The organism is Streptosporangium sp. LJ11, from assembly GCF_051918945.1.
Taxonomy (GTDB): domain Bacteria; phylum Actinomycetota; class Actinomycetes; order Streptosporangiales; family Streptosporangiaceae; genus Streptosporangium.
The window spans coordinates 48,743-62,852 of the sequence record NZ_JBPXMB010000032.1 but is presented as its reverse complement, the minus strand read 5'-3'; the positions used below and the strand labels follow the sequence as shown (position 1 = coordinate 62,852).

Sequence of the window (14,110 nt, the reverse complement as noted above, 5' to 3'; positions counted from 1 at the left end):
GGGGGTGGTCGCGGTGAGGCGCGGCGAGGAGGCGATGGTGCCCGAGGCCGAGTTCCGCTCCTACTACGGGCAGCCGATCATCAAGGCCCCGATCTGGCACGAACCCCACATGCCGCTCTACCTCTACCTGGGCGGAACGTCCGGTGCCGCGTCGGTGATCTCCGCCGTGGCGACGCTCACCGGGCATGACCGGCTCGCGCTCACCGCCAGGGTGACCGCGGCCGCCGGTGCCGCGGCCGGTGCCGGTCTCCTGGTCGCCGAGCTCGGCAGGCCGGAGCGGTTCCTCAACATGCTGCGCGTGTTCAAGCCCACCTCGCCGATGAGCGTCGGCTCCTGGCTCCTGGCCGCCCACAGCGGCCTGACGGTCCTCGCGGCCGCCTCCGCGCTCGTCACCGGCCGGTCCGTCTCGCGGGTTCCCGGCCGGTCTGTCGCGGAGATTCCCGATCGGGGCGGCCTGCGGATTCCCTACCGGTCCGTCTTGCGGATTTCCGGCTGGTCCGGCCTGCGGGTCCCCGTTCGGTCCGCCCCGCGGATCCCCGTCCCTCCGGTGAGGGGCGCCCGTGCCCTGGCCGTCCTCGGCGACGCGGCCGCCCTGGCGGCGGTGGTGACCGGGCCGCTGATGTCGACGTACACCGCCGTGCTCGTCGCCGACACCGCGGTGCCCGCCTGGCACGAGGCCCACCGCGAGCTGCCTTTCCTGTTCGCCGGGAGCGCGCTGGCCGGGGCGGGCGCCGCGGGCATGCTGACCACCCCGCGCCGTGAGGCGGGCCCGGCCCGCGTCACCGCGGTGCTGGGCGCCGCCGTCGAGACGGTCGCGGGCGCGGTGATGGAGCACCGGCTCGGCCTGGTCGGCGAGCCGTACCGGCTGGGCAGATCAGGCCGCCTGATGCGGGCGGCCCGCGCTCTCACGGTGGGCGGCGCCCTGCTCGCCACGGTCGCCGGGCGCGGCCGTGCCCTCGGCGCCCTCACCGCGCTGTCCGGCCTCGCCCTCACCGCCGGTGCCGTCTGCACCCGCTTCGGTGTCCTGGCCGCGGGCAAGGCCTCGGCCGCCGACCCCAAGTACACGGTGGTGCCCCAGCGGGAACGCCTGGAGGCGGGCAGGACCGCCCGGGTCCAGGCGGGCGGGAAATCCTGAGCGACGGCGTCTTTTCCCGGTGTTCCCGTTCGTCGGGTCGGTGGAGAGGCACCATGGGGGCGGCCCGCGAAGGGCCCCGAGAAGGAGGACGCGTGAAGTACATGCTGTTGATCTGCGGTGACGAGTCCGCGGCGGCCCACGCCATGGACGGCTGCGGCGGATGGTCGGAGGAGATGGAACGCCGCGGGGTGCTGCGGGGCGGCGCCGGGCTGCGGCCACCGGCCGACGCCACGACCGTGCGGGTGCGCGACGACGCGGTCCTGCTCTCCGACGGCCCGTTCGCCGAGACCAGGGAGCAGATGGGCGGGTTCTGCATGATCGAGTGCGCCGATCTCGACGAGGCCATCGAGATCGCCTCGAAGCACCCGGCCTCCGGCTACGGCTCGATCGAGATCCGGCCGCTCCTGCCGTCGTGACCGGCCGCGGAGTGACGGGGGCCGGTGTGAGGGGGGCCGGTGTGACGACGGAGGTCGAGGCGGCGGTCGCCCAGGCGTTCCGGGACGAGTGGGGGCAGGTCGTGGCGACCCTGATCCGGGTCACCGGCGACTGGGACCTCGCCGAGGAGTGCGCGCAGGACGCCTTCGCGCTGGCCCTGCGGCGCTGGCCCGAGGACGGGGTTCCGCGCAGGCCCGGCGCGTGGCTCACCACGGTCGCGCGCAACCGGGCCGTCGACAGGTTGCGCCGCGAGGCGGTCGGCGCCGCCAAACTGCGAGAGGTGGCCGCCATGTCGTACGAACCCGAACCGGTGTGGGAGGACGACGGCGTGCCGGACGACCGGCTGCGGCTGATCTTCACCTGCTGCCACCCGGCGCTGGCCCTGGAGGCCCGGGTCGCGCTCACCCTGCGCACCCTGGCCGGGCTGACCACCGCGGAGATCGCCAGGGCGTTCCTGGTCGGTGAGCAGACGATGTCCAAGCGCCTGCTCCGGGCCAAGCAGAAGATCCGGCACGCCGGGATCCCGTACCGGGTGCCGCCCGCGCACCTGCTGCCCGAGCGCGTGCCCGCCGTGCTGGCCGTGCTGTACCTGCTGTTCAGCGAGGGGTACTCGGCCACGGCGGGCACCGACCTGCTGCGGCGCGACCTCAGCGCCGAGGCGATCCGGCTGGCCCGTGTGCTGACGGGGCTGATGCCCGACGAACCCGAGGCGGTGGGGCTGCTGGCGCTGATGCTGCTGCACGACGCCCGCGGCGCCACCCGGCTCGACGCGGCCGGTGACCTGGTCACCCTGGAGGAGCAGGACCGCACCCTGTGGGACACCGCCGCGATCACCGAGGGCGAGGAGCTGCTCGGCCGCGCCCTGCGGCGCGGCCGCCCGGGCCCGTACCAGGTGCAGGCCGCCATCGCCGCCTGCCACGCCACCGCGACCGAGGCGGCCGGCACCGACTGGGCCCAGATCGCCGCGCTGTACGGGCAGCTCGCGCGGTTCACGCCGTCCGCGGTGGTGGAGCTGAACCGGGCGGTGGCGGTGGGGATGGCCGCGGGACCGGCCGCGGGGCTGGAGCTGGTGGAGGCGCTGGGGGAGTCGGGGGCGCTGGCCGGATACCACCTGCTGCCGGCGACCCGGGCCGACCTGCTGCGCCGCCTGGGCCGTGCCGCGGAGGCCGCGGACGCCTACCGCGAGGCGCTGGAGCTGGCGGCGACCGACACCGAACGCCGCTACCTCGGCCGCCGGCTCGCCGAGGTCACCGGTTCGTAGCCCCGGGGTGTCCGTCGGCGCCGGGCTCGTTCGTCGGTAGGGCGAGTACCTTCCTGGAATTCCCGGGAATCTGGAGAAGAGGACACCGATGGACCTACCAATGGATGCGGCGACGTCGTGCGACGCGGCCGGGGGCACACGACCGGGGGAGCGGCGATGACGGGGACCACGGAGAGCGAGGTCAGGAAGGCCATCGCCGCCGAACGCCGCGACCTGGCGGACGTGCTCGCCGGCCTGCCGGAGCGCAGGTGGGACGAGCCGACCCTGTGCGCCGGGTGGCGGGTACGGGAGGTCGTGGCCCACATGACGATGCCGTTCCACTACTCGACCGCACGCTTAGTGATCGAGATGCTCAGGTCACGGGGCAACTTCGCCAGGATGGCCGACCGGTGCGCCCGGCGCGACGCGGCCGCCCTGTCGTCCGGCGAGCTCACCGCGCTGCTCAGGGACAACGCGGACTTCGCGTGGAAGCCGCCGGGCGGCGGATTCGAGGGCGCGCTGACCCACGAGGTGATCCACGGCCTGGACTTCACCCTGCCCCTGGGCCTGGACCGGCACGTCCCCGAGGATCGGCTGCGCATCGTGCTGGGGGGCTTCGAGGCGGCGAAGAGCCTCAAGTTCTTCGGGGTCGACATCCGGGGGATCGAGCTGCGCGCCGATGATGTCGACTGGTCCATCGGGGAGGGGACGCCGGTGTACGGGGCCGCGCAGGATCTCATCCTGGTCCTGTGCGGCCGGAAGCTGCCGGAGGGGCGGTTGCGCGGCGAGCCGAGCCACCGGTTCGTCGCGTAGCGGCCGAGCGTCACCCGCCCCGGGCCCGGTCCGGTCTGGATCGGGCCCGCCTGGGGCAGGCCCGGGACCGATCCGGGTCCGGGCCGGTCAGCGCAGCCGCAGGGCCCGACCCTCGCGGGGGACGAGCTCGCCGACGACCGGTGCGCCGGGGACCTCGCCCGCCACGAGCAGTCCGCCGGAGGTCTGGGCGTCGGCGAGCAGCAGCAGGTCCTCCTCGCCGAGGCGGCCCGGGTCCAGGTGCGGCGCCACCCACGCCAGGTTGCGGCGGGTGCCGCCGCTGACGTAGCCGTCCCGCACGGCCTCGCGGGCCCCGGCCAGGTACGGCACGGCCGCCACGTCGACCACCGCCGTGACGCCGCTCGCCCTGGCCAGCTTGTAGAGGTGGCCGAGCAGGCCGAACCCGGTCACGTCCGTGGCGCATCCGGCGCCCGCGGCCAGCGCCGCCCGGGAGGCGTCGCGGTTCAGCGTGGTCATCGCGGCCACCGCCTGCGGGAAGACCTCGCCGGTCGCCTTGTGCCGGGTGTTGAGCACGCCGACGCCGAGGGGCTTGGTCAGGGAGATCGGCAGGCCCGCCCGGCCGCCGTCGATGCGCAGCAGCCGTTCGGGATCGGCGAGCCCGGTGACGGCCATCCCGTACTTGGGCTCGGGATCGTCGACGCTGTGGCCGCCCGCGACGTGGCAGCCCGCCGCCCGCGCCACCTCCAGGCCGCCGCGCAGCACCTGTCCGGCCAGCTCCATCGGCAGTACGTCCCGGGGCCAGCCGAGCAGGTTGACCGCCACCAGCGGCTCGCCGCCCACCGCGTACACGTCCGACAGGGCGTTGGCCGCCGCGATCCGCCCCCAGTCGTAGGGGTCGTCCACCACGGGGGTGAAGAAGTCGGCGGTGGCCACGATCGCCCGGCCGCCCTCGACGCGGACCACGGCGGCGTCGTCGCCGTCGTCCAACCCGATGATCAGCTCGCCGTTGAAGCGCGGGGGCGGCCCGTCCGCCTCCTCCAGCAGCCCCGCGACGACGGCCTCCAGCTCGCCGGGCGGGATCTTGCAGGCGCAGCCGCCCCCGTGCGCGTACCGGGTCAGCCGCACCGCGCCCCGCTCCGGGAGAGTGAGGTCCCGCTCCGCGGTGGTGTCTGTCATACCGTGTCTCCCCTGGTGGATCCGCACGCCGCCGTCCGGCATGCCGCTCCGGTGCACGTACCCGCTCGCGAGTATGTTTCCCCTCGGAGGTGTATGGGCGCCTGGTGGCCCCCGCGGTCTTCAAAATCGTCGAGGCCGAGATCCTCGGCCTGGCGGGTTCGATTCCCGTCCGCCTCCGCCGTACGGGAAATCGCCGGCACCGCGGGCGGAACGCCGGAAGCCGTTCGTGCATGGAACCCGTGCGCGGGTGAATCCGTCGGAAAGCCCTTGACGGAAGCCCCCACCACGTCTCTGGGGTGGTCACCGGCAAGCGCGACGACGGTACGTCTGTCGTCGTCAACCGGCGAATACCGAAGGCGAGACGCGTATCGGGAACCTGAACAGGGGAAAGCCCGTCGGTGAGCCCCTGCCGGATGCACCGGTTGTCGTGGCCGACGGTGTCGGCGCCCTGACACTCGAATGCGCCATAGCCGACGATCAGCCGGCGTCCGACGGCCACTGTTCCTTTTCCGCTTCGACGAGGATGCGCTGCCAAAGGACGAAAGTTTCTAAATCAAACAGAAACTTGCGATAGATCCTTTAAATGTCAATAATTGACGGTGTAAGTAAGCGTCCGGAGTACAAGTACCAAGGAGGCAGCCGTGAAAACGATCCACCGTGCCGCCAGGCTGGCACTCGGCGCGACGGCCGGGCTGGCGCTCGCGCTGGCCGGCACCACACCGGCCTCGGCGGCGACGTGGGAACTGCGCGACTTCCGACAGCAGATCTGCGTGACGTCGAGCGGCGGCCACCCCGGCACGTACTTCATCGCCGCGGTCGTCGGAACCTGGTCGACGACCGTCCAGATCGCGTTGCAGAACCTGCCCCCCGGTGCGACCAGCATGGGCGGCACACCGATCGCCCCCGGATCCAACTACCCCGACCCCGACGACGGCTCGACGACAGTGAACGGCTTCGTCCATATATCGATCCCGCCGCTCCCGGTCGGGGTGTACACCACGCTGGTGACGGCCTCGGACGGTACGGAGACCCAGTCCTACCCCGTCACCATCAACGTGAAGCAGAGCTGCTACTAGCCTCGCCTTTCGCACGTGCCGCCCGGTCGTGAATCAGCCGCCGCCACGACCGCTCCGGCATCCGACGTGATCGGTCGTGGCCCGGAACCGATGACGTGCCAAACAGGGACCGGCCGGCGCTGAGACCGGAAACCATCACCGGGTCGGGTGATGGTTTCCGGCGGCGGGCACCGGCGGCCGGTCGCCCCTGCGGGGATCCGTTCGCCCACGTGACGCCCGTGCCGTACCGGTCGCGGCGGTCGGCGAGCATCGGGCCGGCGAGACACCACCGCACCGGACCGGCGTCGCGCGGCGTCTCGGCGGACGGGGTGTCCGTCGTGGCGGTGGCGCGTTCGAAGTCGTTGAAGCCCAGGTCCCCGGCCTGGCGGGTTCGATTCCCGCCCGCCTCCGCTTATGTTCGAAGAGTGGATCCACGCAGGCTCGTGCCGCGCACCGACGCCGTCCTCGCCGACCCGCGGCTGGTCGCGGCGGCCGGGCGGCTCGGGCGGGCCATCGTCAAGGACGCCGTGGTACGGGCACAGCGGCGCGCGCGCCAGGGCGGGCTCGATCCCGGGGAGGTCGCGGACGCGGCCGTGGCGGAGCTCCCGCCGTACCCGGCGAGCCTGCGGCCGGTGATCAACATGACCGGGGTGCTGGTCCACACCAACCTGGGCCGCGCGCCCCTGTCGGACGCGGCGGTGCGGGCCACGGCCGCCGCGGCGGGCCACACCGACGTGGAGTTCGACCTGGCCACCGGAGCCCGCGCCCGCCGGGGACGGGGCGCGATGGACGCGCTCGCCCGGGCCGTGCCCGCCGCGGGAGACGTGCACGTGGTCAACAACAACGCCGCCGCGCTCGTGCTCGTGGCCACCGTGCTCGCCGCCGGGCGGGAGATCGTGATCAGCCGCGGCGAGCTGGTGGAGATCGGCGACGGGTTCCGGATCCCCGACCTGCTCGTCTCCACCGGCGCCCGGCTGCGCGAGGTGGGCACCACCAACCGCACCTCCTACGCCGACTACCGGGCGGCCGTGGGGCCGGAGACGGGGTTCGTCCTCAAGGTGCACCCGTCCAACTTCCGCATCGAGGGCTTCGCCGGTTCGGTCGGGGCCGCCGAGCTGGCCGGGCTCGGCGTGCCCGTCGTGGCCGACATCGGCTCCGGCCTGCTCGCGCGGGAGCCGCTGCTGCCCGGCGAGCCCGACGCGGCGAGCGCCCTGGAGGCCGGGGCGGACCTGGTCACCGCCAGCGGCGACAAGCTGCTCGGCGGTCCGCAGGCCGGGCTGCTGCTGGGCCGCCGCGACCTGGTCGAGCGGTGCAGGAGACACCCGCTGGCCCGCGCGCTCCGGGTGGACAAGCTGGCGCTGGCCGCGCTGGAGGCCACCCTGCGCGGCCCCGCCACCCCCGTCCACCAGGCCCTGCACGCCGACGCCGCGCTGCTGGGCGAGCGCGCCGCCGCGCTCGCCGACCGGCTGGCCGGGGCCGGGGTCGACGCGAGGGCCGTACCGAGCGAGGCGGCGGTGGGCGGCGGCGGGGCGCCGGGCGTGAGGCTGCCGAGCGCCGCGATCAGCCTGCCCGAGAGGTTCGCCGTGCCGCTGCGGACCGGGGAGCCCGCGGTCGTCGGCCGGGTGGAGGGCGGCCGTCTCCTGCTCGACCTGCGCGCCGTGCCCGCCGGCCGGGACGGCGACGTGCTGGGAGCCGTTCTCGGGGTGGGTGACCGGCGTGTGTGACCGCCGGGACGGCCGGTCGGCGCGTGCGGCGTGGGCGGGCGGCTGATGCACGTCGTGGCCACGGCGGGCCACGTCGATCACGGCAAGTCCACCCTGGTGCGGGAGCTCACCGGGATGGAGCCCGACCGGCTGGCCGAGGAGCGGCGCCGGGGGCTGACGATCGAGCTCGGCCACGCCTGGACGGAGCTGCCGTCGGGGGAGCGGCTGGCCTTCGTCGACGTACCCGGTCACGAGCGCTTTCTCGCCACCATGCTGGCCGGGGTCGGTCCCGCGCCCGCCGTCATGTTCGTGGTGGCGGCCGACGGGGGGTGGATGCCGCAGTCGGAGGAGCACCTGGTGGCGCTGGAGGCCCTCGGGGTGCGGCACGGCCTGCTGGTGGTGACCCGCGCCGATCTCGCCGACCCCGCCCCGGCCGTCGAGCGGGCACGGGCCCGCCTGGCGGCGGGCGGCCTGGGCGGGGCCGAGGCGCTGGCGGTGAGCGGGCGCACCGGGCAGGGCCTCGACGAGCTGCGGCGGGCACTGGACCGGCTGGCGGCCGGGCTGCCCGTACCCGATCCCGGGGCGCCGGTACGGCTGTGGATCGACCGGGCGTTCACCGTACGCGGCAGCGGGACGGTGGTGACCGGGACCCTGCCCGCGGGCACGGTCAGCGCCGGGGACGAGCTGGACCTCGACGGCGTGCCCGCGCGGGTGCGGGCGATGGAGTGCCTGAAGGAGCCGGTGACCTCGGTGACCGGCGTGGCCAGGGTCGCGCTCAACCTGCGCGGCCAGGGCGCCGCCGGGCGTGGCCTGGCCCTGGTCACCCCGGGCGGGTGGACGTACACCGACCTGGTCGACGTGCGCCTGAGCCCGGCCGGATCCGTGGGCGGGGATCCGTGGCGGCCTGGTGGCCCCGGGGCGGACGGCTCCGTGGGCGGGGGCCCGTGGCGGGAGGGCGGGCGTGCCCGGGCGGGGGGATCCCGGGAGCGGGGCCTTCCACCGCCCGCCGGGGGCTGGGACGCCGGTGACCTGCCGGGACGGCTGACCGCGCACATCGGCTCCGCGGCGGTGGTGTGCGCCGTACGGCCGCTCGGCGGGCGGATCGCCCGGCTGCGCCTGGCCGGACGGCTCCCCCTGCACGCGGGCGACGTGCTGCTGCTGCGCGATCCCGGGCGCGGCCGGGGCGAGGTGCGGGTCCTCGCGCGGGCGAGCGTGCTCGACCCGCGCCCGCCGGGGCTGCGCCGCCGGGGCGCGGCACGGGAGCGGGCGGCCGAGCTGGCGGAGGCTCCACCGGACGCCGCGTCCCTGCTGCGGACCCACCTCCTGCTGCGCACCGGAGACCTGGCGGCCATGGGGTGTGCCCCGGGAAGGCCGGTGTGCGGCGACTGGCACGCCGATCCGGCGCACTGGTCGAGGCTGGCTCAGCGTCTTCCCGAGGTGGTGCGGCGCCACGCCTCGGCGCATCCGCTGGAGCCGGGCATGCCGGTGGAGGCGGCCCGTCACGAGCTCGCCCTGCCCGAGCGGCGGCTGGTCGAGGCGCTCGTCCGCCCGCCGCTCGCCCTCGGCGCCGGGCGGATTGTGAGCGGCCCCGCCGGCCACGCGGCGCTGCCCGCGCCGGTCGTCCGGGCCGTCGAGCGGCTCGGCGCCGAGCTGTCCGCGCGCCCCTTCCTGGCGCCGGAGGCGGGCCGGCTGGCCGAGCTGGGGCTGGGGCCCCGCGAGCTGGCGGCGGCCGTACGGGCGGGGGCGCTGCTGCGGGTGGCCGAGGGGATCGTGCTGCTGCCCGGTACGGACGTCCTGGCGGGACGGCTGCTCGCCCGGTTGCCGCAGCCGTTCACGGTCAGCCAGGCCAGGCAGGCCCTCGGCACCAGCCGCAGGGTCGCGGTGCCGCTCCTGGAACACCTCGACCGCAGGGGGCTCACCGAGCGGGCCGACGAGGTCCACCGCTACTGCCCGGCCCGTGCCGGACGGCGGTCCCCGATGCCACGCTGATCATCCGGTTCGCCGGGGGCGTCCCGGAGAGGCGCGGCTCCCCGATACCGCCGCGACCAGCAGGTATATGGTGAAAAAAGGTGAGAAATCATCCTTGTTCGGACTCGGTGGCCACAGTCTCCCTCACGTCCCCTCGCGAACGATGACCGCCCGCTCCGCCGGCGTCGCGCGGAAGGGCACCACGAGGAGACAGGAGGACGTCATGCCGAGCAACAAGGTCGTCACGTACCAGGGGCCGGGCAAGGTGGAGGTCCAGGAGACCGACTATCCCGGGTTCGAGCTCAAGGAGGGGCCGGGGGTGCCCCCGGCCAACGTGGGCCGCAAGGTGGCGCACGGTGCGATCGTCAAGACCATCGCGACCAACATTTGCGGCAGTGACCAGCACATGGTCCGTGGCCGCACCACCGCGCCCCTCGGGCTCGTCCTGGGCCACGAGATCACCGGCGAGGTCGTCGAGATCGGCTCGGACGTGGAGTTCACGAAGGTGGGCGACCTCGTCTCGGTACCCTTCAACATCGCCTGCGGCCGCTGCCGCAACTGCAAGGAGGGCAAGACCGGGATCTGCGAGAACGTCAACCCCGAGCGGCCGGGCGGGGCGTACGGCTACGTCGACATGGGCGGCTGGGTCGGCGGGCAGGCGCAGTACGTCCTGGTGCCCTACGCCGACTGGAACCTGCTGAAGTTCCCCGACAGGGACCAGGCGATGGAGAAGATCCTCGACCTGGCCATGCTCACCGACATCTTCCCGACCGGCTTCCACGGCTGCGTCACCGCCGGGGTGAGGCCCGGATCGACCGTCTACATCGCCGGCGCGGGACCGGTCGGGCTCGCCGCGGGCGTCTCGGCGTTCCTCCTCGGGGCGGCCGTGGTCATCGTCGGCGACCTGAACAGGGAGCGCCTGGAGCAGGCCCGCGGCTTCGGCTGCGAGACCGTCGACGTGTCGCGGGGCGAGCCGAGGGACCAGATCGAGCAGATCCTCGGCGAGCCCGAGGTCGACTGCGGCGTCGACGCCGTGGGCTTCGAGGCCCGCGGCCACGGCGGCGACTCCACCAGGGAGCAGCCCGCCACCGTGCTCAACTCGCTCATGGAGGTCACCCGCGCGGGCGGCGCGCTCGGCATCCCCGGCCTGTACGTGACCGGCGACCCGGGCGCCCGCGACGAGGCGGCGCAGCGGGGGGCGCTGTCCATCAGGCTCGGCCTCGGCTGGGCCAAGTCGCTGGCCTTCGGCACGGGCCAGTGCCCCGTGATGCGCTACAACCGCTACCTGATGCAGGCGATCCTGAACGACAGGGTGCAGATCGCCAAGGCGGTCAACGCCGTGACGATCCCGCTGGAGCGGGCGCCCCAGGGGTACGCGGACTTCGACCGGGGCGCCGCGTCCAAGTTCGTGCTCGACCCGAACGGCGTGCTCGGCACGACCGGCTGACCCGGGGCCGGGGCCGCGCCGCGGGGCCGCAGGGCTGTCAGAACAGGCGCGGGTCGTTGGCGGTGCCCGCGATGACGGGCGCCTCCTCGGCGAACTCCAGGTCGGGCGGCGGCCGCCGGAACACGCGGGTGAGGCAGGTGAGATAGATCAGGCCCAGGCCGAGCCAGATCAGGCCGAGGGTGAGGGCGTGCGCGTCGAGGCGGCTGAGCAACCACAGGTTGACCCCCGCCCCGATCGCCGGGACCAGGACGTACGGCACCACCCCCGGCGCCCGGCCCGCGCGGCGTTCCCTGACGTAGTGGGCGATGACGCTGAAGTTGACGAAGGCGAAGGTGATGAAGGCGCCGAAGTTGATGAACGACGTGGAGGTGGCCATGTCCAGCCGCAGTGCGATCAGGCCCGCGGCACCGGTGATCACCAGGCCGAACACGGGCGTGCGGCACGTGGGGTGGAGGTAGCCGAACACCTTGCGGGGCAGCACCCCGTCGCGGCCCATCGCGTACAGCAGCCGCGAGGTGCCGGCCTGCGCGGCGAGGCCGGAGGCGAACTGGGCGACGACCAGGCCGGTCAGGAAGACCGCGCCGAACAGGCTGCCGCCGATCAGTCCGGCGATCTCGAAGGCCGCCGAGGAGGAGTCCTCGAAGAGGCCGCCGGGATGCACGAGCTGCGTGAAGTACGCGACCACGATGAAGATCACGCCACCGACGAGCGCGGTGAGCAGGATCGCCCGGGGGATCGTCCTCTCCGGCTCGACGGTCTCCTCCGCGAGGGTGGTGACGGCGTCGAAGCCGAGGAGGGCGTAGGCGGCGATGGCGGCCCCCGCCGCGACGCCGGGGACCGTGGTGGCCCGGTTGTCGAACGGCGCCAGGTCGAACAGTGCGGCGGGCCCCGACGAGCCGGCCACGTAGCCGATCGACAGCAGCACGAAGAAGAGCAGGACCGCGATCTGGACGGTCATCAGCAGGAGGTTCGCCCGGGCCGCGATCTTGATGCCCATCGCGTTGAGCGTGGTCGTCACGATGATGAACAGGACGATCCACACCCACGAGGCGACCTCGGGGAACTGCGCCGACAGGTAGGCGCCGCCGATCAGCCAGATGACCATGGGCAGGAAGAAATAGTCGAGCAGCACCGCCCAGCCCACCAGGAAACCCGCCCGCGCGTCGATGGTCCGCCGCACGTAGGTGTAGGCGGATCCGGCGATCGGGTGGACCGCGGCCATCTTGCCGTAGCTGAAGGCCGTGAACAGCATGGCCACCAGCGCGAGCGTGTACGCGGCGGCGGTCGCGCCGCCGGTGGTCTCGGACACGATGCCGAAGATGCCCAGGACGATCAGCGGCGTCAGGTAGGCCAGGCCGAACAGCACGACCTCGCCGAGTGTCAGGGCACGCCACAGAACTGGTCCTTTGGATGGCATGGCGAGGTTCTTCCCGATGAGTCGGCCTCCCGCCGGAGGCCGGCGGGAGGGATCGGTCCGTCCCCGGCGGAAGGGAAGGTTCACCGGCCGGCCCGCCCCGGGACGTCGAACACCACGAAGCCGTTCCCGGCCCGCCGGGAAGCCGCCTGGGCGAGTGCTGTGGGGAGGAGACGCGACATGGCACGCCTGCTTCCCGACAAGAAATAAAAATATCTCATTATGAGCATTTAAAGCAATTTCGATCACTATGATCTATTTTTTGATGAGTACGGTGGTGGCATGTCGTCCGGCAGCCCCCACATCGTGCTCAAAGCCCCCGCCCTGGTCGGCATCAGGCGGCTCAACGCGCTCGACACGGTCCGGGCCCGCATCGCGATGGCCGTCGAGCTGGGCCTGCTGAGACCCGGGGAGCGGCTGCCGCCCGCCGCCGAGATCGCCCGCGCCCTCGGCGTCGGGGAGATCACCGTAAGGAGGGCGCTCGTCTCACTCTGCGACCAGGGCGTCCTGGAGCGGCGGCGCGGGCGCGGCGGCGGCACCCTGGTGGCCGAGCGGCCTCCGCCCGGCGGGGTACGCGAGATCGAGGCCTACCGGTCGGCCGCCGCCGACGTCCACCGGCTGATCGACCAGCGGCTGCTCCTGGAGTGCGGCATCGCGCACCTGGCCGCGACGCGCCCGGGCCCGCGGCGGCTGGAGGAGCTGGAACGGCTGGTGGCGTGCATGGACCGCGCCTCCAACTGGGCCGAGTTCCGCCCCTGCGACGAGCGCTTCCACATGGAGGTGGCCGCGGCCACCGGCCTGCCGTCCGCGGTGGAGCAGTACGGCGCGGTCGCCCGGGAGCTCTGCCGCTACTACCTGCCCTTCCCCCTGGACCACCTGCGCGAGTCCAACCGCGGGCACGCCGAGCTCGTCGCCGCCCTGGCCGCGGGCGACCCGCTGAGGGCGGTGGAGATCACCCGCCGCCACGTCGAGGCGCTGCACCGGACCATGTTCGCCGACGCCGAGGACCGGCCGGCCGGACCGGACTGAGCGCTCCACGGTCCCGAGGAGAGCGCAGGGGTGCTGGGAGCTTGGGAGGGGGGCGGCTCGGGAGGGGACAGGGAGCTCGGGAGGGCTCACCCGGGAGGGCTCAGAGGGCGTCGACGAACAGCTCGGCCTCGTGCTCGCCCATGCCGGTCTCGCCGCGCACCAGGTAGATCGCCTGCTCGGCGCGGCCGGCGGCCTTGAGCTCGCGCACGCGAGTGGCCAGGTCGGGGCCGGTGACAGCGGCGGCACCCGCGGCACCGGCGCCCGGCGGGACCATGGGACGGGCGGGGCGGAAACCGCCCATGAGGGGATGGCTCCACATGTCGTGCCCCGCGGCCACGGCGTCGACGATCGCCTTGGACTCCTTCAGGCCGAGCCCGGTGTACTGGCGCAGCTCCTTGATCGCCTGAATCTTGCGCCCCTGGCGCGTCAGGCCGGTGACGGTCTCGTACAGCCTCTGGGACGTCGACGGCGTGAGCGGCGCGACGGGCGCCCGGCCTCCGGAGACCGCCCGGCCGCCGTTCCCGGCCGCCTTGACGGCACCGACGACGATCGCCAGGACCACCGCGAGCAGGGCGGCGATGATCAGCAGCTCAACGGGCCCGAGGTTCGGCATGCCCGCATCGTACGCCGGATCCACGCGGGTCGTGCGGGGCGGCGGCGAGCCGGAGCGGGAGGTTTTCCGGCCGGGGCCCGCCGCCGGGAGTTCTCCCTCCGCCGCCGGGCGGTGGACACGACGG

At 74.0% G+C, this 14,110-nt stretch carries 12 protein-coding genes and 1 tRNA gene; 10 read left to right on the top strand and 3 right to left on the bottom strand.

Annotated elements, in window-relative coordinates:
• Window positions 1-13: 13 nt before the first annotated feature.
• From nrfD to ACTOQ3_RS36435, 4 genes are all read left to right on the top strand, one after another.
• Window positions 14-1,135, top strand: coding sequence for an NrfD/PsrC family molybdoenzyme membrane anchor subunit (gene nrfD / locus ACTOQ3_RS36450; RefSeq protein ID WP_440088063.1), 1,122 nt, complete (start codon window positions 14-16; stop codon window positions 1,133-1,135).
• Window positions 1,136-1,236: 101 nt separating this feature from the next.
• The gene (locus ACTOQ3_RS36445) at window positions 1,237-1,551 is read left to right on the top strand and encodes a YciI family protein (protein ID WP_362691217.1); all 315 of its coding nucleotides are present in this window, start codon (window positions 1,237-1,239) and stop codon (window positions 1,549-1,551) included.
• 41 nt (window positions 1,552-1,592) lie between these two features.
• Window positions 1,593-2,831 (top strand): RNA polymerase sigma factor, encoded by a 1,239-nt coding sequence (locus ACTOQ3_RS36440; protein ID WP_440088061.1) that lies wholly within the window; start codon window positions 1,593-1,595, stop codon window positions 2,829-2,831.
• A gap of 156 nt (window positions 2,832-2,987) precedes the next feature.
• Entirely contained in the window at window positions 2,988-3,623 is a 636-nt protein-coding gene (locus tag ACTOQ3_RS36435; RefSeq protein ID WP_440088059.1) for a maleylpyruvate isomerase family mycothiol-dependent enzyme, read from the top strand.
• Between the two features lie 87 nt (window positions 3,624-3,710).
• On the opposite strand, the gene selD is transcribed toward ACTOQ3_RS36435, so the two are convergent.
• A complete protein-coding gene (gene selD, locus ACTOQ3_RS36430; protein WP_440088057.1) occupies window positions 3,711-4,757 on the bottom strand; it encodes a selenide, water dikinase SelD in 1,047 nt (348 codons plus the stop codon).
• An 85-nt stretch (window positions 4,758-4,842) separates the two neighbouring features.
• Here selD and ACTOQ3_RS36425 point away from each other — a divergent pair.
• The 5 genes from ACTOQ3_RS36425 to fdhA all read left to right on the top strand — a co-directional run bounded on the left by ACTOQ3_RS36425 (window position 4,843) and on the right by fdhA (window position 10,930).
• Window positions 4,843-4,935 (top strand) — tRNA-Sec (locus ACTOQ3_RS36425).
• Between the two features lie 463 nt (window positions 4,936-5,398).
• The gene (locus tag ACTOQ3_RS36420) at window positions 5,399-5,833 is read left to right on the top strand and encodes a DUF5980 family protein (protein ID WP_440088056.1); all 435 of its coding nucleotides are present in this window, start codon (window positions 5,399-5,401) and stop codon (window positions 5,831-5,833) included.
• 404 nt (window positions 5,834-6,237) lie between these two features.
• Entirely contained in the window at window positions 6,238-7,536 is a 1,299-nt protein-coding gene (gene selA, locus ACTOQ3_RS36415) for an L-seryl-tRNA(Sec) selenium transferase (RefSeq protein WP_440088054.1), read from the top strand.
• 45 nt (window positions 7,537-7,581) lie between these two features.
• Complete coding sequence (locus ACTOQ3_RS36410) at window positions 7,582-9,504, top strand: SelB domain-containing protein (protein WP_440088052.1); 1,923 nt, start codon at window positions 7,582-7,584, stop codon at window positions 9,502-9,504.
• Between the two features lie 202 nt (window positions 9,505-9,706).
• Window positions 9,707-10,930, top strand: a complete 1,224-nt coding sequence (fdhA, locus tag ACTOQ3_RS36405) for a formaldehyde dehydrogenase, glutathione-independent (RefSeq protein ID WP_440088051.1) — start codon at window positions 9,707-9,709, stop codon at window positions 10,928-10,930.
• Between the two features lie 37 nt (window positions 10,931-10,967).
• On the opposite strand, the gene ACTOQ3_RS36400 is transcribed toward fdhA, so the two are convergent.
• Window positions 10,968-12,347: an APC family permease gene (locus tag ACTOQ3_RS36400; RefSeq protein WP_440088050.1), complete on the bottom strand. Its 1,380-nt coding sequence runs from the start codon at window positions 12,345-12,347 to the stop codon at window positions 10,968-10,970.
• 279 nt (window positions 12,348-12,626) lie between these two features.
• Here ACTOQ3_RS36400 and ACTOQ3_RS36395 point away from each other — a divergent pair, with 279 nt between their 5' ends.
• Window positions 12,627-13,373: a FadR/GntR family transcriptional regulator gene (locus ACTOQ3_RS36395; protein WP_440088048.1), complete on the top strand. Its 747-nt coding sequence runs from the start codon at window positions 12,627-12,629 to the stop codon at window positions 13,371-13,373.
• Window positions 13,374-13,473: 100 nt separating this feature from the next.
• Here ACTOQ3_RS36395 and ACTOQ3_RS36390 read toward each other — a convergent pair whose 3' ends face one another.
• Complete coding sequence (locus ACTOQ3_RS36390) at window positions 13,474-13,986, bottom strand: ribosomal protein L7/L12 (protein ID WP_440088047.1); 513 nt, start codon at window positions 13,984-13,986, stop codon at window positions 13,474-13,476.
• Window positions 13,987-14,110: the final 124 nt, after the last annotated feature.